Origin of the sequence: Paeniglutamicibacter sp. MACA_103 (assembly GCF_045798555.1) — a bacterium.
GTDB lineage: Bacteria > Actinomycetota > Actinomycetes > Actinomycetales > Micrococcaceae > Paeniglutamicibacter.
The window spans coordinates 1-21,493 of sequence record NZ_JBIXLN010000013.1 but is presented as its reverse complement, the minus strand read 5'-3'; the positions used below and the strand labels follow the sequence as shown (position 1 = coordinate 21,493).

General features: G+C 64.6%; 23 protein-coding genes. 11 read left to right on the top strand and 12 right to left on the bottom strand.

Going from position 1 to position 21,493, the window contains the following annotated elements:
* Positions 1-5: 5 nt before the first annotated feature.
* Positions 6-923, bottom strand: coding sequence for a 4-hydroxy-tetrahydrodipicolinate synthase (dapA, locus tag ACIPVK_RS08125; protein ID WP_407611462.1), 918 nt, complete (start codon positions 921-923; stop codon positions 6-8).
* 64 nt (positions 924-987) lie between these two features.
* Here dapA and ACIPVK_RS08120 point away from each other — a divergent pair, with 64 nt between their 5' ends.
* Both ACIPVK_RS08120 and ACIPVK_RS08115 read left to right on the top strand, forming a co-directional pair.
* Positions 988-2,232, top strand: a complete 1,245-nt coding sequence (locus ACIPVK_RS08120; RefSeq protein WP_407611461.1) for a heparan-alpha-glucosaminide N-acetyltransferase domain-containing protein — start codon at positions 988-990, stop codon at positions 2,230-2,232.
* Between the two features lie 52 nt (positions 2,233-2,284).
* Entirely contained in the window at positions 2,285-2,857 is a 573-nt protein-coding gene (locus ACIPVK_RS08115) for a GNAT family N-acetyltransferase (RefSeq protein ID WP_407611460.1), read from the top strand.
* A gap of 27 nt (positions 2,858-2,884) precedes the next feature.
* On the opposite strand, the gene ACIPVK_RS08110 is transcribed toward ACIPVK_RS08115, so the two are convergent.
* The 4 genes from ACIPVK_RS08110 to ACIPVK_RS08095 all read right to left on the bottom strand — a co-directional run bounded on the left by ACIPVK_RS08110 (position 2,885) and on the right by ACIPVK_RS08095 (position 5,031).
* Positions 2,885-3,385: a GNAT family N-acetyltransferase gene (locus ACIPVK_RS08110; RefSeq protein WP_407611459.1), complete on the bottom strand. Its 501-nt coding sequence runs from the start codon at positions 3,383-3,385 to the stop codon at positions 2,885-2,887.
* Positions 3,386-3,445: 60 nt separating this feature from the next.
* Positions 3,446-3,739 (bottom strand): hypothetical protein, encoded by a 294-nt coding sequence (locus ACIPVK_RS08105; protein ID WP_407611458.1) that lies wholly within the window; start codon positions 3,737-3,739, stop codon positions 3,446-3,448.
* Positions 3,736-4,116, bottom strand: coding sequence for a DUF952 domain-containing protein (locus ACIPVK_RS08100; RefSeq protein ID WP_407611457.1), 381 nt, complete (start codon positions 4,114-4,116; stop codon positions 3,736-3,738). Before ACIPVK_RS08100 ends, ACIPVK_RS08105 begins: the two co-directional genes overlap by 4 nt.
* A 129-nt stretch (positions 4,117-4,245) precedes the next feature.
* The gene (locus tag ACIPVK_RS08095) at positions 4,246-5,031 is read right to left on the bottom strand and encodes an IclR family transcriptional regulator (RefSeq protein ID WP_407611456.1); all 786 of its coding nucleotides are present in this window, start codon (positions 5,029-5,031) and stop codon (positions 4,246-4,248) included.
* Between the two features lie 142 nt (positions 5,032-5,173).
* Here ACIPVK_RS08095 and ACIPVK_RS08090 point away from each other — a divergent pair, with 142 nt between their 5' ends.
* Genes ACIPVK_RS08090 through ACIPVK_RS08055 form a run of 8 tightly spaced genes read left to right on the top strand, consistent with a single transcriptional unit; the run spans position 5,174 to position 12,332 of the window.
* Complete coding sequence (locus ACIPVK_RS08090; protein ID WP_407611455.1) at positions 5,174-5,677, top strand: tripartite tricarboxylate transporter TctB family protein; 504 nt, start codon at positions 5,174-5,176, stop codon at positions 5,675-5,677.
* Between the two features lie 2 nt (positions 5,678-5,679).
* A complete protein-coding gene (locus ACIPVK_RS08085; RefSeq protein ID WP_407611454.1) occupies positions 5,680-7,185 on the top strand; it encodes a tripartite tricarboxylate transporter permease in 1,506 nt (501 codons plus the stop codon).
* Positions 7,186-7,227: 42 nt separating this feature from the next.
* The gene (locus tag ACIPVK_RS08080; RefSeq protein ID WP_407611453.1) at positions 7,228-8,226 is read left to right on the top strand and encodes a tripartite tricarboxylate transporter substrate binding protein; all 999 of its coding nucleotides are present in this window, start codon (positions 7,228-7,230) and stop codon (positions 8,224-8,226) included.
* A 22-nt stretch (positions 8,227-8,248) separates the two neighbouring features.
* Positions 8,249-8,890 (top strand): methyltransferase, encoded by a 642-nt coding sequence (locus ACIPVK_RS08075; RefSeq protein ID WP_407611452.1) that lies wholly within the window; start codon positions 8,249-8,251, stop codon positions 8,888-8,890.
* 57 nt (positions 8,891-8,947) lie between these two features.
* The gene (locus tag ACIPVK_RS08070) at positions 8,948-9,730 is read left to right on the top strand and encodes a DUF1932 domain-containing protein (RefSeq protein WP_407611451.1); all 783 of its coding nucleotides are present in this window, start codon (positions 8,948-8,950) and stop codon (positions 9,728-9,730) included.
* Between the two features lie 34 nt (positions 9,731-9,764).
* The gene (locus ACIPVK_RS08065; protein ID WP_407611450.1) at positions 9,765-11,102 is read left to right on the top strand and encodes a TRAP transporter large permease subunit; all 1,338 of its coding nucleotides are present in this window, start codon (positions 9,765-9,767) and stop codon (positions 11,100-11,102) included.
* Positions 11,103-11,115: 13 nt separating this feature from the next.
* Positions 11,116-11,355, top strand: coding sequence for a hypothetical protein (locus tag ACIPVK_RS08060; protein ID WP_407611449.1), 240 nt, complete (start codon positions 11,116-11,118; stop codon positions 11,353-11,355).
* Positions 11,352-12,332, top strand: coding sequence for a cyclase family protein (locus tag ACIPVK_RS08055; protein ID WP_407611448.1), 981 nt, complete (start codon positions 11,352-11,354; stop codon positions 12,330-12,332). The genes ACIPVK_RS08060 and ACIPVK_RS08055 overlap by 4 nt, the downstream gene beginning before the upstream one ends.
* Before the next feature lie 285 nt (positions 12,333-12,617).
* Here ACIPVK_RS08055 and ACIPVK_RS08050 read toward each other — a convergent pair whose 3' ends face one another.
* The 6 genes from ACIPVK_RS08050 to ACIPVK_RS08025 form a co-directional block, all read right to left on the bottom strand.
* Entirely contained in the window at positions 12,618-12,794 is a 177-nt protein-coding gene (locus tag ACIPVK_RS08050) for a hypothetical protein (RefSeq protein WP_407611447.1), read from the bottom strand.
* Positions 12,795-12,810: 16 nt separating this feature from the next.
* On the bottom strand, positions 12,811-13,809 hold the full coding sequence (locus ACIPVK_RS08045) for a transporter substrate-binding domain-containing protein (RefSeq protein ID WP_407611446.1): 999 nt from the start codon (positions 13,807-13,809) through the stop codon (positions 12,811-12,813).
* 201 nt (positions 13,810-14,010) lie between these two features.
* Complete coding sequence (locus tag ACIPVK_RS08040; RefSeq protein WP_407611445.1) at positions 14,011-15,210, bottom strand: M20 family metallopeptidase; 1,200 nt, start codon at positions 15,208-15,210, stop codon at positions 14,011-14,013.
* Positions 15,210-16,226: a ketopantoate reductase family protein gene (locus ACIPVK_RS08035; RefSeq protein ID WP_407611444.1), complete on the bottom strand. Its 1,017-nt coding sequence runs from the start codon at positions 16,224-16,226 to the stop codon at positions 15,210-15,212. The genes ACIPVK_RS08040 and ACIPVK_RS08035 overlap by 1 nt, the downstream gene beginning before the upstream one ends.
* Positions 16,216-17,082 (bottom strand): SDR family NAD(P)-dependent oxidoreductase, encoded by an 867-nt coding sequence (locus ACIPVK_RS08030; RefSeq protein WP_407611443.1) that lies wholly within the window; start codon positions 17,080-17,082, stop codon positions 16,216-16,218. The genes ACIPVK_RS08035 and ACIPVK_RS08030 overlap by 11 nt, the downstream gene beginning before the upstream one ends.
* Positions 17,079-17,801 carry a polysaccharide deacetylase family protein gene (locus ACIPVK_RS08025; protein WP_407611539.1) on the bottom strand — a complete coding sequence of 241 codons (723 nt, stop codon included), beginning with the start codon at positions 17,799-17,801 and terminating at the stop codon, positions 17,079-17,081. The genes ACIPVK_RS08030 and ACIPVK_RS08025 overlap by 4 nt, the downstream gene beginning before the upstream one ends.
* Before the next feature lie 337 nt (positions 17,802-18,138).
* Between ACIPVK_RS08025 and ACIPVK_RS08020 the strand changes: the two genes are divergently transcribed.
* Positions 18,139-19,266 (top strand): Lrp/AsnC family transcriptional regulator, encoded by a 1,128-nt coding sequence (locus ACIPVK_RS08020; protein WP_407611442.1) that lies wholly within the window; start codon positions 18,139-18,141, stop codon positions 19,264-19,266.
* A 233-nt stretch (positions 19,267-19,499) separates the two neighbouring features.
* On the opposite strand, the gene ACIPVK_RS08015 is transcribed toward ACIPVK_RS08020, so the two are convergent.
* Positions 19,500-21,419 carry an ExeM/NucH family extracellular endonuclease gene (locus ACIPVK_RS08015; RefSeq protein ID WP_407611441.1) on the bottom strand — a complete coding sequence of 640 codons (1,920 nt, stop codon included), beginning with the start codon at positions 21,417-21,419 and terminating at the stop codon, positions 19,500-19,502.
* Positions 21,420-21,493: the final 74 nt, after the last annotated feature.

Sequence of the window (21,493 nt, the reverse complement as noted above, 5' to 3'; positions counted from 1 at the left end):
CCTTTCTAGAGCTCCCATCCGCCCTCGCGCAAATCGGTGCGGATGGTTTCGAGTTCCGTTTCCGACGGTGCCACAAGCGGCAGCCGGACCACGGTGTTCGGCAGGACTCCCTGCCAGTTAAGAATGTGTTTCGCCGCGACGGCGCCCTGGACGTGGCTCATCACCGCGCGCTGGATCGGGTCCAGCTCGAAGTGGGCCTTGCGGGCGGTCGCCAGGTCCCCGGCGAGCATCGCGTCGACCAGGATGCGGTACTTGGCCGCGGCAACGTGGGCGGTGACCGAGACGACGCCGACGGCGCCGGCCGCCATGAGCGGCAGGGTCAGTCCGTCGTCGCCCGAGTAGACGTCGAGGTCCGTGTTCGCCAGCACCGTGGTGGTGGACTGGTAGTCGGCCTTCGCGTCCTTCAGGGCCACGACCAGCGGGTTCTTCGCCAACGCGATGATGGTCTCCGGGGCCATGGCAATGCCGGCGCGTCCCGGGATGTCGTAAAGCATCACCGGCAGCTGCGTCGCAGCGACGATGGCCTCGACGTGGGCGATGACGCCGGCCTGGGAAGGCTTGTTGTAGTACGGGGCGGTCACCAGGATGCCGTGGACCCCGGCTTCCTTCGCCGCCAGCGAAAGCTTGATCGAGTGTGCGGTGTCATTGGTGGTGGAGCCGGCCAGGACCTTGGCACGGTGCCCCACGGCCTTGACGACCGTGGCGAACATTGCAATGTTTTCCGTGTCGGCAAGCGTCGAGGTTTCCCCGGTGGTGCCGGTGACGACCAGGCCGTCGCAGCCGTCGTCGACAAGCTTGACGGCCAACTTGGCCGCTGCTTCGTAGTCGACCTCCCCGTTGTCCTTGAAAGGGGTCACCATCGCGGTGAGCACCGTTCCGAAGGTGTGGTTCTTGCCCGGGGTATGCAATGCAGTTTCAGCCATGACTCCAAGGTTACCCTTTGCACGCGCCAAGGTTTGATTCGGCGCATGCGTTTAGGCTGTAATCATGACGCAATTCTCCTCCCGCGGCACCCGCCACCGCGCTCCGGGCACCGGTGGCTCCGGGCCCCGCACGCGCATCGCGGGCGTCGATGCGGCCCGCGGGCTGGCGCTGCTGGGGATGGTTGCCGTGCACATCATGCCGCTGCGGATGCTCGATGCCGACGGCTCGCCCGCCGCCACCTGGGCGGCGGCCATCTTCTCCGGGAGGGCCTCGGCGCTCTTCGTGGTGCTGGCCGGCGTGGGGCTGGCCCTGCTCTCCGGCGGGTCCGGGAGCATCGGTGCGCCCAAGCTTGCCGGGGTGCGCCGCTCGGTGGCGGTGCGGGCGCTGCTGGTCTTCGTGCTGGGCCTGGGCCTGGGCATGCTGGACACCAATGTCGCCGTCATCCTGGTGCACTACGCGGTGCTGTTCCTGTGCGCGATCCCGTTCCTGGGGATGCGCGCCCGCACGCTCGGCATCTGGGCCGCCGGCTGGCTGGCCCTCTCCCCCTTTGCCCTGTACCTGGCGGCCCCCTGGGCCATGGAGCTGCTCGATCCGCACCGCCTGGGCGCCTCCCCGCTGCCGGAGGACCTGTTCACCCCCGCGGTGTTCCTGGCAGACCTGCTGCTCACCGGCTACTACCCGCTGCTGGCCTGGTTCGGGTTCATCCTGGCCGGGCTGTGCGTGGGGCGCCTGGGCCTGTCCCGCCCGCCGGTGGCCCTGGCCATCGGCGCGGCCGGCACCGCGCTCGCGGTCGGTTCCAAGGCCCTGTCGGCATGGCTGCTCGAGCAGCCCGGCGCATTCGCCTCCCTGGCCCGCGCCGCGAACCTGGGCGCGGAGGAACTGGCGGTGTCGCTGGTGACCGGCCAGCGGCTGGGAAATGCCGCGGACAGCGGCTGGTTCCTGGCGATCTCCGCCCCGCACTCGGGCGCCCCGCTGGATCTGCTGCACGTCGTCGGCTGCGCGCTGGCGGTGCTGGGCGCGGCGCAATTGGTGTGCCTGGCCCTGGCGGCGCTGCTCGGCCAGGTGGGCGAAATGCTGCTCTGGCCGTTGACGGGTGCCGGTGCCGCAACACTCACGCTGTATGCGACGCATCTGGTGGCCCTGGATCTTTTCAGCGATGTCTCGGCCCCGCTGCCGCGCACCGGGCTGTTCATCATCTACGCGGTGGGCTGCCTGCTGGCCGGGCTTCTCTTCAAGTTCCTGGGGCGGCGCGGCCCGCTCGAGGCGCTGGTGCACTCCGTGTCTACCACCCTGGGCCGCAGCAAGTAGCCGGGCGCCGCGGGCCTTGCCCGGGCCGGTGCCGCAGTGGCACCGTGGGGGCATGGTGACAGAGGTGCGTGCCGCAACCGATTTCAATGACGTCAGAACGATGCTGGGTCCGAAAAGGGATCCCGAGGCGAAGGCCTGCTGGTGCCTGGGCCACCGGCTGGGCGGTGCGGCGGGACCGGGTCGTTCGGCCAACGGCGCGGAGATCGTGCGGGGGCTGTGCGCCCAGGACCCGCCTCCCGGGGTTCTTGCCTACGAGGGAGACGAGGTGGTTGGCTGGGCCGGCGTGCACCCGAGGGCGGACACGGCACTTGCACGCAGCCGCACCATCCCGCACGTGGACGATCTTGCGGTGTGGTCGGTGTGGTGCATCCGGGTGCGGGCGGGATTCCGCGGAAAGGGCATTTCCCACGCGCTGCTCGCCGGGGCGGTGGAATTTGCCCAGGAGTACGGGGCGCCGGCCATCGAGGGGTACCCGCTGGACAACCGGGGCAGGACTACCGATCGCACCGCGGCATACGTCGGAACCCGTGCCCTCTTCGAGCGTGCCGGATTCACGAAGGCAGCGGACACCGGCTCGGTCTTGGCCGGGTTCCCGCGCGTGCTGATGCGCCTGGACCTTCGCTGACCAGGGGACGACCGCCCGGGAACCGCGTTAGAGGTAAATGACGAGGGTTCCCGCATCGAAATAGGGTCCGGCCGGAGCGAACCCGAATCGCTCATAGAGCACACGTGCGGGGTTTCCCGTTTCGACGCTGAGGCTGATCGCTGGCAAGGCCCTGAATCGTGCCTGCTCGAGGATTCCGGTGATCATACGGGTACCCAGTCCGTGTCCGCGCTGCCCCTCGGCGACCCAGACACACAGTTCGGGGATCGACTCGGCGACAAAACCGTATCCCGGGCTGGCGGCCGCGAAGTAGCGCAGCCACACGACACCGACGGGAACCCCTGCCGAGTCCTCGGCAACGAGGCCGAAGTCGCCTGGCCCGGGCCACGACGCGAAATAGCGGGCGAAGACGGGCATCTGCAGGACCTGGTCGAGGGTGAACCGTGGACCAGGCCAATTCGCGTTTCCCAAGGTGGCCCGCGCCAGCAAATCCTGTTCATCGATCCGCAAAGCACGGACCATGGACGTTTCCCCCACGTTCATCGTCATGTCTGTAACCCTACCGATTAGGCACTGCCGCATCCATGCTCTGCCAGGTCGCCCACCGGTCTAGGGACCCGAGACGAGGGTGACGGTCTGCAGCAAGCCGGGAACCAGCACCAGCCCCAGAAGACCCGAGGCAATCGCCCAGCCCATCGACCCGGCGCGCCAGGCAAGCCACGCACCAACCAGTCCCAGAATCATGGGCGCGGCCATGAACCACGCCGGCAACAGCGCCCCGGTTCCGCTCCAGTCAGGCAGCAGCAGCGTGATGGCCACGGCAAGAAGCATCAGGGTCCAAGTGACGACCGGCTTTCTGCCGCGGGGCGGAACACCGTTTTCCTGCGGCGAGGACGCGGTCACGAAGTGCCCCCTGTCGCGCTTTCGAGCCCGGGCGAGGACAGCACCCCGGCGACCATGGAGGCCCGGTGAACGCCCCGCACCCACTCGGTTCTCAGCTGCCCGTAAAGGTGGGGAAACATTTGCCCGTCGCCGCCGTCCTCGAAGCGGATCTCGATTCCCGCGGCGGCAATTGCGGAGCCGTCCAACTCCAGCACCACCAGCTCGCCCGGATAATCGGCATAGATGTAGCCAGCAACCGCCGGCAACTGTCCCGGGGACGAGCAGTGGATGAAGCCGACCTGCTCAAGGGTTGCCCCTCGTGTCGACCGCCGGTAGACGCCGGTGGCTTGGGCTTGGTCCCAGAACTCTAGTTCGGCCAGGTGAAGGATCGTCGCCATGCTCCCAGCATAGGCAGATGGTCCGGCGGTGGCTCCAAACCTGCGATTAATTTCGACGAAGCGACGTGGAAAAAATCCTGTCTTGGCGATCCAATGCGACGGGCCGCGGGAACGCCCAACCGACTATGGCTAGTACATCGTGCTGGCCAGGAGATCAGCTAGGCGCCGTGCCGAATGGCGCAGTTCGGGCACTTGGGACTCCATCTTCTCGCGCGAAAACGATTCCACGGGCGAAGTCAGCGAGATCGACTCGGTGGCGCTTCCGTTACGTGAGGGAACTGCGACGGCCACCGAGACGACGCCGGTCGCGCGTTCGTCCTCCGAGTAGGAGAAGTCTTGGTCCGGGTCCGGTAGGCGTCGCCGCAGGTCGGCAACCGTGAAGCCGGCGGATTCGTACTTGCGCTCGATGGCGGCGGAAACGACCTCTTCGAGGTGGTCGGCGTCCAGGGCGGCGACCAGGATCTTTCCCGCGGCGCCGACCGTCAGTGGCAGGCGCCGCCCCTGTGGCAGGTTGTAGCCAAGCGATGCTGCCCCGACGACGCGTTCGATCAGGACCCTTTCGAACCCCAGCCTGGAGTAGAGCGAAGCCGTCAAGCCGGTCTGTTCGGCAAGGTGTTGAAGTATCGGCCGGGCGGCCCTGGCAAGGGGGTCCGATTCGAGGAAGACCCTCGCGGCGGGGAGCACTGCCGGGCCGATCCGGTAGTTCTTATCCGTCTGGCTAACAAGGCCGTACTCCTGCAGGACCCTGAGGATCCGCAAAGTCGTGGGTGAGCTCATGCCGCAGTCCTTGGCGATTTGGTTCAACCGCTGGGGGTGCTCGTAGCGCTGCAGCTGCTCGAAAACCTCGATGGCCCGCGAGAGCGAGCGCATGGTGCTGGTCGAACGCGGCTCGGGGCCTTTGGCTGTCTCCGTCATTCTTTCATCCTACGCAATTTTTTACGTGACACACGCTACTTGACCCGCCCTTGTGATCCATGTCATCATTTCAACACACGTTACAAGATTTTATTGTATGAAACTTTGCGTCACTGCGCGAAATAATTTTCGGAGGAATCTCATGACCCCAATCACCGAAGACCGTTCGGGTCCTCGGGTGCGGCGTTCACTCGTGGCGGGCCAGTTCGTGATCGCGGGCATCGGCGCCTACGTCTTCGCCGAGTCGGTGGGCCTTGGCCTATGGACCGAACTCGGGCCGGGACCCGGCTTCTTCCCCTGCGTCCTCGGGGCCGCATTGGTACTCCTGTCCTTGGCCTGGCACCTTCAGGAACGGAGGGTCGGCGCGCAGAGTTCGGAAGTGGCGGAACCGACCGACCCGTCGCACGTCCGCGCGGTGGTCCTGAGCCTTCTCGTGCTCGCCGCGGCAATACCGTTCATCGGATTCCAGGTGGGCGTGTTCCTCTTCCTGATGTACCACCTCAAGCGCCGCGCCCGCATTTCCTGGTTGAAGTCGCTGGTCATCGCTCTCTGCGGGAGCGTCGGTGTCTACTACCTCTTCACGCTTGGCCTGAATGTCGGCCTGCCGTCGGCGACGGTCCCTCCTCTTAGCCTGATCGGACTCTAGCCATGGATGTTTTCAACGAACTAATGAACGGGTTCGCCGCTGCCATGACTTGGCAGAACCTGCTCTTTGCCTTCGTCGGGTGCCTGCTGGGGACGGTGATCGGCGTCCTTCCCGGCATCGGACCCGTCGCCGGCGTCGCCCTGCTGATCCCCTTGACGCTGAACCTCGACCCCGCCGGGTCGATCATCATGCTGTGCGCGATTTTCTATGGCACGACGTACGGGGGGACCATCACCAGCGTCCTTCTGAACACGCCGGGTGAGGCAGCGTCCGCGATCACCGCGCTGGACGGCTACGCCATGACGAAACTCGGCCGCGCGGGGGTCGCCTTGACCATTGCGGCCGCAGGCTCCTTCATCGGCGGATCCATCGCCACCGTCGGCCTGGTGATGGCCGCCAAGCCCCTGGGCAACCTCGGCCTGTTGATCGGTCCACCGGAGTTCTTTGCCCTGGTCGTGGTGGGCATTTCCCTGCTTGTCGCACTCGCGGGCCGTTCCATGGTCCGGGCCCTGATCTCCGGCGCAATCGGCTTGCTGATCTCCATGGTCGGCATCGATCCTGTCGCCGGCGCCCCCCGATTCGTCTTCGGCATGGAACGGCTGCTCGACGGCGTCAGCTTCGTCGCGGTGATCGTCGGCGTGTTCGGCCTTTCGGAGATCCTCTCGCACCGGGCGGGCAAGGACAAGGTCGCCGTCCAGGCACCGGGAATGCGCGCCCTGCTGCCCACGCGCAACGACTGGCGTCGGAGCGCGCCGGCGTTCGCCCGCGGCACCGGTATCGGTTTCGGCCTGGGCCTGATTCCCGGCATGACCGGCTCCGTGTCGTCCCTGTTGTCCTACGGGGCGGAAAAGAAATTCTCCAAATACCGCCACCAGCTCGGACAAGGTGCCGTCGAGGGCGTCGCAGGACCGGAAACGGCCAACAACGCCCATGCCAACGGCGCACTGATCCCGCTCTTCACCCTCGGCATCCCGGCCTCCCCGACCATCGCCGTGCTCATGGGCGCCTTCCTGCAACAGGGCCTGACCCCCGGACCCACGCTCTTCGTCGAACACGCCGATATCGCCTGGACCATCATCGCCAGCCTCTTCATCGGAAACATCCTGCTCCTGATCCTCAATGTCCCGCTTGTGGGCCTGTGGACCTCGATCCTGCGCATCCCGTACCCGATCCTCACCGGCCTGATACTCATGTTCATGGTGGTAGGCGCCTACACGATCAACTTCTCCGTTTTCGACGTCTTCGTCATGATCCTGTTCGGCGTCATCGGGCTCGCCCTGCGCCACCTGGACATCCCCCTGGCACCCATGGTCCTGACCCTCGTCCTGGGACCGCTCATGGAACGCTCCCTGCGCGAATCGCTGGACATCTCCCGCGGAGACCTGACGATCTTCCTGGAACGCCCCGTGACCCTCGTCCTGCTCATCCTCGCCACGGTGATCGTCTGCAGCCCGCTGCTGAAGCTGCGCAAGCCCGCTGCGCTCGCCACGGCCGACTCCGAACTCTAAACCTTCTCCCCGATGTACCCATCACCCACCAAAGGAAACCCAATGAAGCGCATCCTTGCCACCACCTCACTGGCCGCACTCCTGCTGGCCGCCGTCACCGGCTGCGGCACCGGCGCCGCCGGCACGACCTCCAGCGGCGAGGACTTCCCCCGCAAGGGCAAGTCCGTCGAACTCATCGTCGCCTTCGCCTCCGGCGGAGCGGTGGACACCGCAGCCCGCCTCATCCAGCCCGTCCTGGAACGCGAACTGGGCACCAACGTCGAGGTCGTCAACAAGCCCGGCGCCGGCGGCCAGATCGGCTACACGGCCATCACCAACGCCACGCCCGACGGCTACACCATCGGTGCCACCGGTTCCCCGTCCGTGGTCGTCTCCCCCCTGGATCCTTCCCGCGGCGCCAGCTACACGCGAACCGACTTCCAGCCCCTGGGCCGACACGTCATCGACCCCGCCGTCGTGGCCGTGCAGCCCGACAGCCCCTACAACACGCTCGAGGAGCTGCTGAACGCGGCCAAGGAAAAGCCCGACACCATCACAGCAACCACCACCGGCCAGCAGGGCGGCGAGCACTTCGCCGTGGCACAGATCAAGGAAACCGCCGGGGCATCCTTCAGCCCCGTGCACTTCTCCGAGGGCGCATCCCAGGCCACCACCGCGTTCCTGGGCCGCCACGTGGAAGTCCTTGCGGCCAACGTCAGCGACGTCACCGACCTGGTGAAGCAGGGCAAGGCCAAGGTGCTCGGGGTCATGGACACCGAACGCTCGGCGGCCCTGCCTGAGGTGCCCACCTTCACCGAATCCGGCTACGACATCGTCTCGGCCACCGCGCGCGGCTACTCCGCCCCTGCCGGCCTGCCCGAAGCCGTCGCCACCAAGCTCGAAGCAGCCCTGGAAACCGCCATCAACGACCCCGAAGTCGTCGCCAAGATGGAAAACCTCGGCCTGACCACCAGTTACCAGAGCGCTTCCGAATACGAAGAGTTCTGGGCAGGCCAGGAAGCGGACTACAAGGCCGTCCTTTCCCTTGTCCAAGCCAAGTAACCTCCACCAGAAAGACACCATCATGTCGACATCCACCAGCACCTCCCCCGCCGCCGTCTTCGAACGTCCCGCCCGGGACCTCATTGCCCGCCTCGGGGCGCTGCCCGCCGCGAACATCGGCGACGCCATGGAACGCCTCGGCGTTGCCGACTCCGCAATCCAGGCCATCTGGCCCGGGGCGAAGCTCGCCGGACCTGCATTCACCGTGTGGGTGGCCCCGGGTGACAACCGCGGCATCCACGAAAGCCTGGAGGCGGCCGAACCCGGCGACGTGATCGTCGTCAGCGGCGGCGGGGACACCTCCCGCGCGCTGCTGGGCGAACTGATCGGCGAACGGGCCATCTCCGCAGGCATCGCCGGATTCGCCCTCGACGGTGCGGCCCGCGATGCCGAGGTCCTCGCCGAGATCGGGTTGCCCGTCTTCGCCCGGGCCACCACCCCGGCCGGCCCCTACAAGAACGGCCCCTCGCGCATCGCCGTGCCCATCGCCTTCGGCGGGGTGCCGGTGATGCCCGGCGACATCCTCGTCGGGGACTCCGACGGCCTGGTCGTCGTTCCCCGCGAACAGGCCGAGGCCATTGCCGAGGCAGCCGAGGCGGTCTTCGCCGACGAAGCGCAGCGCCGCGCCCGCATCATCGAGACCCGACGGCCCCTCAACGCCTAGGCCGGCACCAGCCGGGCCAGCACTACATAGACCAGCACCATCTTTAGAGGACACAGCATGAAATGCACCATCATCGGCCTGGGAGAGGCCGGCGGCATCTACGCCGCATCGCTTCTGGGCGCCGGACACGAGGTCAGCGGATTCGACCCCATGGTCACCACGGCCCCCACCGGGGTGAACCTGGCCGGATCCGCAGCCGAGGCCGCCACCGGAGCGGACCTCGTGCTCGTGCTCACCGGGGCCGGTGCCGCCCGCCCCGTGGCCCGCGAGTGCCTTCCCGTCATGGCGCCGGGCTCCTGCTACGCCGACCTCACTTCCTCCTCCCCCGGCACCATGGAGGAACTGGGCCGCGACGCCGGGGAGGTCCGGTTCGCGGACATCGCCATCCTGGGCCCGGTCATCACGCAAGGAGTGAAAACACCACTGATGGCCAGCGGACCCGGAGCCGAATTGTTCGCCGGCGTGCTGCGCGGTGCCGGGGCACCGGTCGAGGTCGTCGCCGGTCCCCCCGGCGCGGCGATGGCGCACAAATTGCTGCGCAGCGTCTTCATGAAGGGAATCGCATCCGTCGTGGTCGAAGCCGTCGAGGCCGGACGTGCCGCAGGCATGGAGGACTGGATCCGCGCCCAGATCGCCGGACAACTCGCCGGGGACGGCCAGGCCGTCATCGACCGTTTCCTGACCGGAACACGGAAGCACGCCATGCGCCGGTCCGGAGAGATGATCTCCACCAGCGGGTACCTCGCCGAGCTCGGAGTCCCCTCCGAGATGACGGACGCCTCGGCGGCGGCCATGGGCCGCATGGCCGCGGCCTCCAAAATCGAAACCGTGGCATCCTGATGGGTGTGCGCATCACCTCTCGAAAGGTCCCCTCATGATCGGCGTGTTGGCCCTGGGCGTGTACCTCGTGGTGATCATCCTCTGGACGACGCTGCTCAAGCGCAACGTCGGCGAGGCCATGATGCTCGGCTTCCTGGTGGCCGCCGCGTTCAACGGCATGAACGCGATGGGCGCCGGCTGGGGCGCACTGTACGACGCGCTCACCGACGAAATCGTCTATGCCACGGTCATCTTCGTGTTCATGGGCTACCTGCTGGAAAAGGCCGGGGTGATGGAACGGATGATCAACCTCCTCGATGCCTTGATCGGCGGGCGACGCGGAGGATCGGCCTACGTGTCCACCGTCGCGTCCGCGGGCCTGGGATCCATCGTCCACAACCAGGCCGCGATCGCAGCGACCGTCGGATCGGTCACCATCCCCTGGATGGAACGGTCCAAGATTGACCGCACCACCGCCGCGACCATCGTGGCCGGAAACGCCGGCATGGGCATCACGTTCCCCTTCAGCGCGTCCATGTTCGTCCTGGTCGGATCGGCCACGGTCGGTCCGCTCCTGGACATCAATTCGCTCATCATGCCCCTGTTGGCCGGCGGGCTGTGGTGCGTGCTGCACCGCCTGGTCGTCACCGCCCTGCTCGTGCGTGCCAGCGGCGCGCGTGCGACGGACAAGGAAAACCGGCCGCTGCTCGCCACGGCCTTCCGGCAGGGATGGATGACGCTGTTGCTCTTTGTCGGTGTCGCCCTACCCATGGTCCTGACCACCGGAGCCATCGCCGAGGTCCTCGGAACGTGGACCGGAACCAAGATCTCAAAGGCCGTCAGCCCGATCTTCTGGATCCCCGTCGTGCTCATCGTCATCGGCGTCGTCCTGGGTCGCGACAAACTGCCGCGCTCCGCACGGGCTTGGTCCGGGCTTGTTGGCAGTTCGGCCCCGCGCTTCGGGGTCGTGGGGATCACCGTCCTGTTTGCCTTCGCCGGAGCAAACGCGCTGGCGACCACCGGCTTGCCGGAACAGCTTTCGGGACTCCTCGACGGGCTTGACCTGCCCGTTTGGGCGCTGGCGCTGGTCGTCGGGCTCATCGTCGTCGCCGTGGCTGCCCCGTTGTCCTCCACGGCCACCATGGCGGCTGTTGGAACGATCGGCGTCGCGGCCCTGATCGCGGCCGGTGTCCCGGCGACCACCGCGGCGGTCGCGGTCCTGATCTTCTCCTCCTGCGAAGCCGCCGTACCACCAGGGGGCGCCCCGCTATATGTCGCATGCGGCATCGCAGGCGTGGATCCTCTCCACACTTTCCGGCGGATGCTGCTCTTCTACGCATTGCCGCTGATTGGCATCGGCGTCCTCGTCGCCGTTGGACTCCTACCGGTATGAACAGGAAGAAACCATGATCCACCGCATCACCTACGCGACCTTTGTCGCTTCCCTGGCAACCGCTCTCCTGGGCGGCGTGCTGTTTGTCGCCTGGCAGGCCCTCGGACTGGCGTTCGGCAACGCATACCTGCTGACCTCACCCAACGGCGTGTTCAAGACCGTGCTGTGCATCGCGGCTTCAATCGCCTCCGTGGCCGCCTACGTCTTGGTCCATGCAAAAAGCGCCCGCCCGGCCCCGGAAGGCGTCCGATGAACCATCGCCACGGGCTTCCGTCCCGCCGGGAACTTCAGCAACGGCCCGGGCCACTGCGCGGTACATCATGGGATCTGTTCACGGACCCTTGGAGGGGCGCACCGTCCTTTGCCGACGAATCTGCAACCCTGGCCGCCGCCGCGTCAATCCAGACCGGGGAAGTCTTCGGACTCGACTATGCACTGGATGCGTTCGACCCGGGCATGTCCAAAGCACGCAAGGGCCCCACGCACACCATTTATTCCGGCCACCCCGCTCACCGGGATGACTACCTTGACGGTTTTTACCTCCAAGGATCCACCCAAATCGACGGATTGAGGCACCGGCGTGCGGACGACGCCGGTTTCTACGGCGGGGTCCCCGACGACAAAATCAGCGAGGGCACCGCGGACCTCGGAATCCAGGTCTGGGCGGACTCACCGATCGTCACCCGGGGCGTTCTGGTGGATATCGCCGGCTACGTCGAATCCCAAGGACAAGCGATCGACCATGCCGGGGGCCAACCACTGACCTTCGAACTGGTGCAACAGTCCCTCGTTGCGCAAGGCGTTGAACTGCGCACCGGTGACATCGCCATGCTCCACACCGGCTGGGGCGAATGGTTCCTGGACCTAGAAGAGGCACAGAAACATGGGCAGCGTGACAGTGGACGGGCGACGGGCATGGCCCAAAGCGAGGAATTCGTCGACTGGGCATGGGACAACGGACTAGCCATGGTTGCCGCCGACAACTTCGCCGTCGAATGCCTGCCACCCGCACCCGAATCACCCTTCACCACATCGGCCCCGAACGACCGCGGAATGATGCACCAGGAGCTCTTGGCCAAACTCGGCCTCCCCCTTGGCGAACTATGGCGCCTGGGACCTCTGGCCCGTCGAATGCGCCAACTGCAACGCTGGCACGCCATGCTCGTCGTCAAGCCCTTGAATGTTCTCGGGGGCACCGGCTCTCCCGCAAACGCGACAGCTTTGCTCTGATAGGCCTCGCAAACCTCCGACCTGTTCGCCGAGCACGGTGCGTGCTGCCGCCAGAGCGTCAATGTCGTTCGATTTTCCGCGGCCCGCACGCGGGGCCCGGCCCGGAGGACACGCCTCGTACAGGTCCCGGCTCCATTCCTTCGAGCAGCTTCCGCTCAGGTCATTCCGGAATGTTCGATGGCGGTTCGCACGAGTGTCACGGCGACCTTCCTGGTGCATGAACTCGTTATTGACGGGAGGAATCCGGTGGATCATTTCGATCCACCGGATTCCTCCAGGCTCCTGTTACTTGTCCAGCTGCAACCCCACGAGTACCGGATCATGGTCCGAGGAGCGGAACCGGTCCGGCGAGAACAGCTGTGCCACGTTGCAGTTGTGGCGGCTGTACTCGTAGGCCACGGACTCGGTGGCCGAACTGGAGGGCCTGGGCAAAGGTTTCGCGGGCGTTGACGTTTCCGTCATGGACTGCTGCAATGGCCTATTCCTTGGCTCCGTTGATAACGGCCTTCTCGATCAGACCGTCCTCAAGGCCCCACTTGGTGAAGATCTCTTCATATCGGCCGGAGTCGATTACCTTATTCAAAGCGGCTTCAAGCGGCTGGGACAGTGGCGATCCTTTTGCCACGATCATCCCGTAGTACGGCGAGGTCGCCCACAGGCTGGTCCCGCTCGTGACGTACTTTCCGTTGGACTGCTTGGCGGTCCAACCTGTGGTTGGCGTATCCGCGAAAATCGCATCGATTCGACCTGTACTCATCGCAAGAACTGCGTCGTTGTTGGTCTGGTAGGCGTTGGCGGTAATGCTCGGTTTGCCGGCAGCAGTGCACTTTGGATTCGCTTCGTCGATCTTGTCTTGGCTGTCGGTGCCTTGAAGCATGCCTACGGTGAGTCCACACACGTCAGTGATGGACTCGAACTGGGGTCGCGAGGAATCGATGAGAAACGCGCGCTTGCTGACGAAGAAATCGATGAAATCAGCATTCTTTTCCCGATGGAAGTAATCTCCCACATTCATGCCAACGTCGAACCTACCCGATTTCAGGGTGGGTATGAGAGAGGCGAACTTGGTCGGAAGGTACTCCACCTTGACCCCAAGAACAACACCCATGGCTTCAATGAGCTCCGGATCGGAGCCGATGATGTTGTTTGCCTCGTCTGTGAATTCCATGGGTGCATAGGTAGGGTCGATCCCCACTTTCAGTACACCCGCGCTTCTGATGGATTCCGGTAACTGGGCATTGATGGCAGGGTCCATCGAAAGTGCGTTCGAGTCGCCAGCGATTTGCTCGGACGGCGAGGATTCGGCTGCCGTACCGGTGCTCGACGCAGTAGTGCAAGCGGCCAGCCCTGAAATCGAGGCTAGTACAGCTATGGCAAGAGTCAGCGAACGGATACGGAGAAACCTCCCTGGCTTGGTCTGGACTTCACGTGCATTGTCAGATGCTGGGTCAGAACCTGGAAACTTTAGAAAATTCATCGTGGCTCCTAAAGATATGTATTGCTCTGGGTTGAGTACCGGAAGTGCGGCGCACTCGGCAGGCCGGGCCCATATCGGCACGGACAATTACTTAAGTTGGCTGTCGAGCCCGGAGGGCTCGTTTTGGGAAACGGCAAAGCTTCACCGGTGACGCAATGGGGAAATCAGGAACGGTTCGCCCACAGCCTGCCTTTGGACGGCTCAGCTGACGGATGCCCCCACCGCAGGGCCGGCGTCTTGCACCGGAACTTCGGCCAAAGCGGCCAGTAGCCCTGCTGCGAGGCACGTGCGCTCGAGCATGCCATCGATGCTGATCCATTCGTTCCGGGCGTGGGCACCGGCGCCGACAGCGCCGAGTCCGTCGAGGACAGGCAGACCAAGAGCAGCAACATAGTTGGCGTCGCCCGCGCCGCCCACCGATGTCTCGGCCAGCGGGAAGCCGAGCTGATCGGCCACGTCTTGGGCTTGGGCAAACAGCCGTGCAGTCTGCATGGAACGAGCCATGACAGGCCAGGTCCAGTCGCCGCTGACGACTAGGGAGGCGTTGGGGCTCCGCACGGTGAGCCTGTCCAATACTCCTTTCATTCGATGCATTTCCGACTCAGAGGTCACCCGGATGTCGACCTCTGCTATCGCGGATCCAGCCTTTACATTGGGCCGGGTTCCACCCTGCACGATCCCGACGTTGACGATGGTCCCCTTCTCGAGGTCAGTTTCATCGTGGAGCTGTATGATCACCCGTGCTATTTCATCAATAGCGCTGGCGCCGGCTTCCGGGTCAAGTCCGGAATGCGCCTCCATACCCGTGACTTCGACCCGGAAAATGCCCGCACCTTTTCGGGCTGTTTTCAGGGCTCCTTCGGCGCTGGCTTCGAACGCCAAGACCACGTTTCCCCGGACTACCTCGGCTTCGATGACCTGTCTCGACGAAGGGCTACCCACTTCCTCGTCGCCGTTGAGGACAAGCCGCAGATTCGGGCGCGGGAGGCCAAGTTCCTTCGATGCCTTTAGCGCCCACACCAGCTGCACCAGCCCGCCCTTCATGTCGAAGGCTCCGGGACCTGTCAACCGGTCCCCGTCGACGACGACCGGCCATTCGCGGAGAGTTCCCGCGGGCCATACCGTGTCGTAATGACAGAGGGCGGTGATCCAGGCTTGCGCCCCGTGGTCGGACGGATAGTCCAAGACGAGGGTATCGGCCCACTGTCCCCCATCGACGAACCGGCGGGAGACCGGTTCCCCGATCCGGTGTTGCAGCCATTCCTCCACCCAGGCAAGGCCAGAGACAAGTAGAGCCTTGTCATCCGAAGGTGTCTCCCTGGAAATGTAGGCAGTCAAGTCGTCGATCATGTCGGTCTTGTTTCGGCGAACCCAGTCAGGCAGGCGCATGAGGGTGTTCATCAGAGCTTGGCCTTCCTGTCCAGGGCGGTGAGATGTTCTTCATCCATGGCTGTTGAACCGGTTTCGATTTGTCGGATCAACGCCACGAGTCCCTCCACGAGGGGTAACCTCAGACCGTGTCTGGCACCGATTTCAATGACCGGTTCGTACTGGGTACGTACTTCCGTGGGGCGCTTCCTGACGACGATGTCGCGCCAGATTCCGGAGCGCGTCTTACTCTGCGTGGAGAGCCATTTGACGAGATTGTCCGTGGCCTCTTCATTACGCTGGGGGTTGGCGCCACGTAGGTAACTCTGTGGGTCGAAGGCATCGAAACCTTCAAGCCTGATGCCTTCCGCTTCAGCCACGTCAAAGATTTCGGCAGCCAGAGCGTTCATGGCCGGTCGGTGCCGGTCAATGAGATCACTCATGTCGGCGTCGGCGAGGGAGGTCGCGGTGAGCATTGCCCCAAATCCAAGTTTCGACCAAAGGAATCCGTCGACGTTGTCAGTGATCGTCGGAGTGCCCCAATGCCGGAGGTCCTGGGCCAGCTGTCGAATCCGTTCGCTGGTGCCGCCGGAATATTCGCCCAGAGCCATCGCTCCGCTACCGCCGTCCTGGATGACGCCCGGCTCCAGTACGTCTGCAAACAGGTCTACGAAGGCACTCACCGTACGCGCGGCTCCAACGTGCGCGGCGATTATCGCCTCATTCAGACCATTCTGCATGGAGGCCACATAGCCGTCCTCGCGCAGCCGGTCGGCAATCCAGGCGCTGGCGCTTTCGGTTGCCTGGGATTTGACTGCCAACAGTACGCGGCCGAGTTCGGCCGGGGCATCATCCAGCCCAAAAACCGGGATCCTGGAAACCATCACGCCCGACGGTGTCTGGATTTGAAGCCCGGACTCACGTATCGCCGCAATATGTGCGGCGTCGGAGTCGACAAGTTGAACCGCGACACCCTGTGCATCGAGGTGAGCGGCCAGAGTTCCCCCGATGGCCCCGGCGCCAACTACTGTATACGGGCTATCCTGCATGATTTCCTTCCAATTTGTTGTTGCTTGCGTTGGCGCCGCTTTCGCCGGTCCAGTGCAACGGCAGGTGTGTGGCTCCGGTGGAAGAACCTCCATCCACCCGCAAGGTCTCACCGGTGACCCAGGCGGCGTCTTCTCCCGCCAGCCATACGACGGCGCGGGCAATATCGTCGGGTTCGCCGTGGCGGCCTAGTGGATTTCCCGAAACTGCTGCGGCGTATTCCTCGGTGATCGGATTCACGCTGCTGTTGACGGTGACAAAGCCCGGCGCCACAGCGTTGACGCGAATTCCGTACTGTCCGAGCTCAAGTGCGGAGGCCTTGGTGGCCATCTCCAATGCTGCCTTGGAGGTGGAATAGGGTGCTGCCCCCGGACGGGCGCGCAGCGAAGCGCCGGATGATATGTTCACGATGCTGGCCGGCCTAGCGGCCGCGATCGCTCGCTGGGCCAGCGCCACGGTGGCCAACAGCGGCGCCCTGGTGTTGAGGTTGAGAACCTTGTCCCATGTCGTTGCGTCCAAGGAGAGGAACGGTGTTGCAGGATATATGCCGGCGGAGTTGACCAAGACATCTATCGGCACCATGGCCCATGAGTCGGCGATCATTGTCTCGGGCCCATGTGCCGAGCCAAGGTCCACGATCAGTGTTCCGACTTCCTCCGAGCCGGCCTTGCGGCACGCCGCGGCGGCGTCCGCAAGCGGCCCCGCGTTGATGTCCACGAGTGTGAGCCGGAACCCGAGCCCTGCGAAACGCCGTGCAACCTGCAGGCCGATCCCACTACCTGCTCCCGTGATTACCGCGTGTCTCCGGCCGGAGACCTTGGAGCCGTGGCCTGGGTTCTGAGTCGTTGGTTCGCTCATGAGTTGGTCATCCTGTTGGTGTGTTGGGATACGACATGGCTTGCCAGGTCCGCATGCGTGGTAAACCAGACGTCATCGAAGGTACGAATGTGTTCCATGAGTTCCGCGAGAACGAGGATCCGGGAACGGTGCCCGATGATGCTGGGATGCATGGTGAGCTGGAAAACTCCGCCCTGCGCGTAGGCTGCGTCGAATTCGTCTTTCCAGATCTGGACAAGCTGGCGGGGCGGCATATAGGGACGGAGCCCGGAGAATCGGTCCATGACGAGGTACGGGGCGTCGTCACGGATCCATTCCACAGGGATCTCAACGATTCCCGTCGGCGAGCCGTCGGCCAACAATTCGTACGGCTCGTCGTCAGCCATGAGCGACGAGTCGTAAATGAATCCGAGATCACGGATTACCTCGAGGGTGGAGTCTGAGAAATCCCAGGAAGGCGTCCGGATTCCAACCGGGCGGGCTCCTGACTGGCCGTGCAACACGTCTGTGGCGCGACCCAGCAGGTCCAGCTCCTGTTCGTAGTTGAGCAAGGTGTTGCGCTCGTGGATCCAGCCGTGCACCGCCACTTCGTGGCCCTGTTCCACGTATGTGGGAACCTCGTCGGGGCGGAGTAGGGCGCAAACCGCGGGAATGAAAAAGGAAGCCGGTGCCTCGTAACGGCGGAGTAGCTCGAGGATTCGAGGCACGCCGACCCGGGCGCCGTACTCCCCCTGTGCCATTCTCCCCGGTGACGTCTCACTGTCGCGCAGGTATGGGGTCTCGTGGTCGGAGTCGAAGGACAGCAGAACGGCTGCCTTCGCGCCGCCTTGCCAACGCCGGGCAGGATCGGGGTGGGCCAGTGGCTCCCCAGCCCGAACCCTATTCACTTCTCCGCGCCATTGGGACTCCGGCCATTGCCAGGACGGGGCGTCGTTCATCTTCACTCCTCATCATTCACGCGATGCATCCGGTGCGGTGGGGACGTGGTCCATTCGTGCCCAGGACACAACTTCCATTCAAGTGATGCATCTCTCACGCCCCAAACTTAGGTCACATCTTGCACATAAGCAACGGCTCGTGAGAAAATCATTCAAATTGAGACCCGTCGATGATTTTTTCTTCCTTCGCAACGTGTGTGGGAAGTTTGCTCTCGAAGCACTGCGAAGTGAGGTAAAGATGATGCAGGCAGACACCCCGCTAATGGACCAAACAGACCTAGACGTTGTCGCCGCCCTACAAATCGCCCCACGGGTCCCTGCAAATATCCTTGGTGAGATCCTGGGGACCCCTACCAGCACCATTACCCGCCGGCTCAACCGGCTCCAAAATGAGCGCTTGGTGAAGGTGGTCGGCCGGTTCGCATGGCCCCTTATCCTGTCCGGAAATCCACAGCAGCTCTGGGTGCGCTGCCTACCAGGGCAGGTAACGCGTGTGGCTGAACAGCTAAGGGCTTTCTCTGAGATCCAGTTCGTCATGACCACGTCAGGATCCTGCGACATCTATGCGGACTTGTTCCCGTTGCATGGTTCCGATATCAATGATTTGCTCAGTAACCGCATTCCGTCACTTCCCGGTATCAAATCGGTAGAGGCCCGTCTGGTTCTCGACTCGCGCCGCGTAGGCCAGTCTTGGCGCACGGGACGACTGTCAGGGGCCCAGACCGAAGCGTTGGCTGCGCACATCGTTCCCGTGAACCAACCGGCCCTACGCTCCATGGACGAGCTGACGGACGTCGAATTCGGGACATTGTCCGAGCTCGGGCGCAACGCCCGAGCTTCAGCGGCCGAAGTGTCCCGGACTCTTGACGTCAGCAGTTCCTCGACCTACCGCGCCATCCAGATGCTCCTGGCTACGGGGGCTATATCACCGCGCGTCGAAGTCGAACCCAGCGCCGTGGGTTTTCCTGTCACTGCGGTAATCTCGCTCCAGGTCAAGCCCAAGTCGATCGGGGCCGTGCTGGACCGGCTCGCCACGCACGACTCCGCGCGAATGATCTCGATGGTCACAGGTAAAGCGCCGGTGGTGTTCGCCGGAGCCTTCAAGGGGCCTGCTGAACTGGCAGAATTCATCACCCGGGACATAGGGGCGCTTCCAGGCATCCAAGCTATGGACACCTGCGTGGGCGGCAGCGTGTTGCGCCGATACTGGATGGATCGCGAGGGTGTGTACATCGGCGAACAGGTAAAGGGCCTGCTCCGGCGGTAGAAAGCCCTATGGACAACGGCAGTATCGCCGGAGGTACCGCGTTCAGGCGAGCCCTCCCCATCCGTTGCAAGGACCCGTCCAGGGGCGTGCCTATCTGGTGGCGTTGACTACTGCGAGTTGAGAATATCCGCCAACGGATATCCATCAGCGCACCCTGGTCCGCACGTCAAGGACCATGGGCGCAGGGAATCCGGTGGATCATTTCGATCCACCGGATTCCTTCCAGGTTCCTGCTACTTGTCCAGCTGCAACCCCACGAGCACCGGATCATGGTCAGACGAGCGGAACTGGTCCGGGGAGAACAGTTGCGCCACGTTGTAGTTGTAGCGGCTGTACTCGTAGGCCACGGACTCGGTGGCGTTGATGTTCCATATGGTTTGCCCGGTGGCCTGCTGCGCCACCTCGCTTGAACCAAGGATGTGGTCCAGGGAGCCGGTGCGGCCGCCAAAGAGGTAGCTGCGGGTATCCGCGGCCGCCCCGAGGTCCACGTATCCGGCCTGGGCCAGAACCTGGATCGGTTCCTCGGCGGAGTAGGCGTTGAAGTCCCCGGCCAACAGCACCTTGTCGGTGTTGCGCGCCTTCTTCAGTCCTTCCGCGAATTCCACCAACGCGTTCGCCTGCTCAACGCGCGCGGCGTTCCAGGCCCCCGCGCCGTCGCCCTTGTCGGCGTTCGCGGAGCCGTCCTTCGGATCCGACCCCTTGGACTTGAAGTGGTTCGCCACGACCAGGAAGCGGGTCTCGGCATTCCCGCCGACACGCTGGAAGGCCTGAGCCAGGGGTTCGCGGGCGTTGTCGAATGCCGCGTCGTCCAGGATCACCGACTCGTCGATGGGCTTGACCGCGTCGTTCTTGTAGATCATCGCGGTGCGGATGACGTCCTCGTCGGCCGGAACCGCCACGGGGCTTGGCACGTACTTCCACTGCGGCGCACCTGCGGCCTGGTTCAGCGCATCCACCAGGGTTCCGAGCGCGTGGTCGCGGTCCAGCCCGAAGTGGGCGGAGTTTTCGATCTCCTCCAACACCACCACGTCGGCGTCGAACTTGTTCAGCGCCGAGACGATCTTGGCCTGCTGGCGCTGCAGGTTTTCCTCGTTCGCGGCACCGCGTGCGTCGCAGCCGCCGCGCACGGTGACCGGCTGGCCCGCGCGGTCGGTGTAGTAGGTGCAGCCGGTCAGCTGGGTTCCGGTGGTGGTGAAGTAGTTCAGCACGTTGAAGCTGCCGACGCTGACGTTACCGCCGACCTCTGCCGGCCCTTCGGCCGTGGTCTGGGCGAAGGATGCCGGGATGTCGACATCCTCTGCCCCGGTGACCTGCCCCTGTGGCTGCATCCGCCACAGGTCGTAGCGGTAGTCCATGATGACCGGCCCGGTGAAGGTGGCCTGAGCACCGACGCTGACATGGTGGCCCGCCGAGAGATACGGAAGCGGGACGGACTTGTTGGAGCTCGAGCCCAGGAAGTTCAGGGTGGCGCCGTCATCCAGCACCAGGGCGCGGCGTTTATTCTCGGCTTCCAGGGCCAGGGCCTGGGCGCTGCCCGGGGCAAAGGCATCGGTGGCCTGGCGCAGGGTGCGCTCGCCGGGCAGGATCTCGCTGGTGCCCTCGGCGAGGGTCATTTCACCGAACTGGTTCAGCGAATAGTTGTCGGCGACCGTCCACTCCCCCTGCGGATCGATCAACATCGATTCGAAGCGTTCGCGCTCGCTGTCCGCGGAGGGAATGTCGATGGCCAGCGGCTTGACGGCATCGGCCGGCTCGGTGAGCACCGTGACGCCGGAAGCCGAGGCACTGATCTGGGTCAGCCCGAAGTATTCGCCGACCGTCCCGGAAACCTCGACGTGGTCGCCCACGGCCACCTCGGCCACCCCGCCGGGCGAGTAGACGAAGATGCCCGAGCTGCCCTCGGCGGAAACCTCGCTGCCGCTGCCTGCGCTCTGGACGTAGAAGCCGCGGATGCCGCCCTCGGCGTAGGCGCCGGTGACCACCGCGCGGACGGTGACCTGCTCCCCGACCATCCCGCTCGCGGCACCCGTGCCCTGGATCGTCTCGATGGATGTCGTTTCGTCGACTGCCGCCGTGGCCGGGGCGATTGCCCCCACGGCCATGGCGGCCGCCAAGGTCACGGTGGCGAAAGCCGCCGTTGCACATTTCTTCATGATTTCCCTCGGTCGTCTGTGTCTGCCGTGACGCGGTGGCGCACGGTGTCGAGCCCGATCAGATTCGATCACCG

What these genes read in the sequence shown, in the direction of transcription:
- dapA (WP_407611462.1), bottom strand. Translation starts at nt 923, where the DNA reads ATGGCTGAAACTGCATTGCATACCCCGGGCAAGAACCACACCTTCGGA.
- ACIPVK_RS08120 (WP_407611461.1), top strand. Translation starts at nt 988, where the DNA reads ATGACGCAATTCTCCTCCCGCGGCACCCGCCACCGCGCTCCGGGCACC.
- ACIPVK_RS08115 (WP_407611460.1), top strand. Translation starts at nt 2,285, where the DNA reads ATGGTGACAGAGGTGCGTGCCGCAACCGATTTCAATGACGTCAGAACG.
- ACIPVK_RS08110 (WP_407611459.1), bottom strand. Translation starts at nt 3,385, where the DNA reads ATGACGATGAACGTGGGGGAAACGTCCATGGTCCGTGCTTTGCGGATC.
- ACIPVK_RS08100 (WP_407611457.1), bottom strand. Translation starts at nt 4,116, where the DNA reads ATGGCGACGATCCTTCACCTGGCCGAACTAGAGTTCTGGGACCAAGCC.
- ACIPVK_RS08095 (WP_407611456.1), bottom strand. Translation starts at nt 5,031, where the DNA reads ATGACGGAGACAGCCAAAGGCCCCGAGCCGCGTTCGACCAGCACCATG.
- ACIPVK_RS08090 (WP_407611455.1), top strand. Translation starts at nt 5,174, where the DNA reads ATGACCCCAATCACCGAAGACCGTTCGGGTCCTCGGGTGCGGCGTTCA.
- ACIPVK_RS08085 (WP_407611454.1), top strand. Translation starts at nt 5,680, where the DNA reads ATGGATGTTTTCAACGAACTAATGAACGGGTTCGCCGCTGCCATGACT.
- ACIPVK_RS08080 (WP_407611453.1), top strand. Translation starts at nt 7,228, where the DNA reads ATGAAGCGCATCCTTGCCACCACCTCACTGGCCGCACTCCTGCTGGCC.
- ACIPVK_RS08075 (WP_407611452.1), top strand. Translation starts at nt 8,249, where the DNA reads ATGTCGACATCCACCAGCACCTCCCCCGCCGCCGTCTTCGAACGTCCC.
- ACIPVK_RS08070 (WP_407611451.1), top strand. Translation starts at nt 8,948, where the DNA reads ATGAAATGCACCATCATCGGCCTGGGAGAGGCCGGCGGCATCTACGCC.
- ACIPVK_RS08065 (WP_407611450.1), top strand. Translation starts at nt 9,765, where the DNA reads ATGATCGGCGTGTTGGCCCTGGGCGTGTACCTCGTGGTGATCATCCTC.
- ACIPVK_RS08060 (WP_407611449.1), top strand. Translation starts at nt 11,116, where the DNA reads ATGATCCACCGCATCACCTACGCGACCTTTGTCGCTTCCCTGGCAACC.
- ACIPVK_RS08055 (WP_407611448.1), top strand. Translation starts at nt 11,352, where the DNA reads ATGAACCATCGCCACGGGCTTCCGTCCCGCCGGGAACTTCAGCAACGG.
- ACIPVK_RS08050 (WP_407611447.1), bottom strand. Translation starts at nt 12,794, where the DNA reads ATGACGGAAACGTCAACGCCCGCGAAACCTTTGCCCAGGCCCTCCAGT.
- ACIPVK_RS08045 (WP_407611446.1), bottom strand. Translation starts at nt 13,809, where the DNA reads ATGAATTTTCTAAAGTTTCCAGGTTCTGACCCAGCATCTGACAATGCA.
- ACIPVK_RS08040 (WP_407611445.1), bottom strand. Translation starts at nt 15,210, where the DNA reads ATGAACACCCTCATGCGCCTGCCTGACTGGGTTCGCCGAAACAAGACC.
- ACIPVK_RS08035 (WP_407611444.1), bottom strand. Translation starts at nt 16,226, where the DNA reads ATGCAGGATAGCCCGTATACAGTAGTTGGCGCCGGGGCCATCGGGGGA.
- ACIPVK_RS08030 (WP_407611443.1), bottom strand. Translation starts at nt 17,082, where the DNA reads ATGAGCGAACCAACGACTCAGAACCCAGGCCACGGCTCCAAGGTCTCC.
- ACIPVK_RS08025 (WP_407611539.1), bottom strand. Translation starts at nt 17,801, where the DNA reads ATGGCACAGGGGGAGTACGGCGCCCGGGTCGGCGTGCCTCGAATCCTC.
- ACIPVK_RS08015 (WP_407611441.1), bottom strand. Translation starts at nt 21,419, where the DNA reads ATGAAGAAATGTGCAACGGCGGCTTTCGCCACCGTGACCTTGGCGGCC.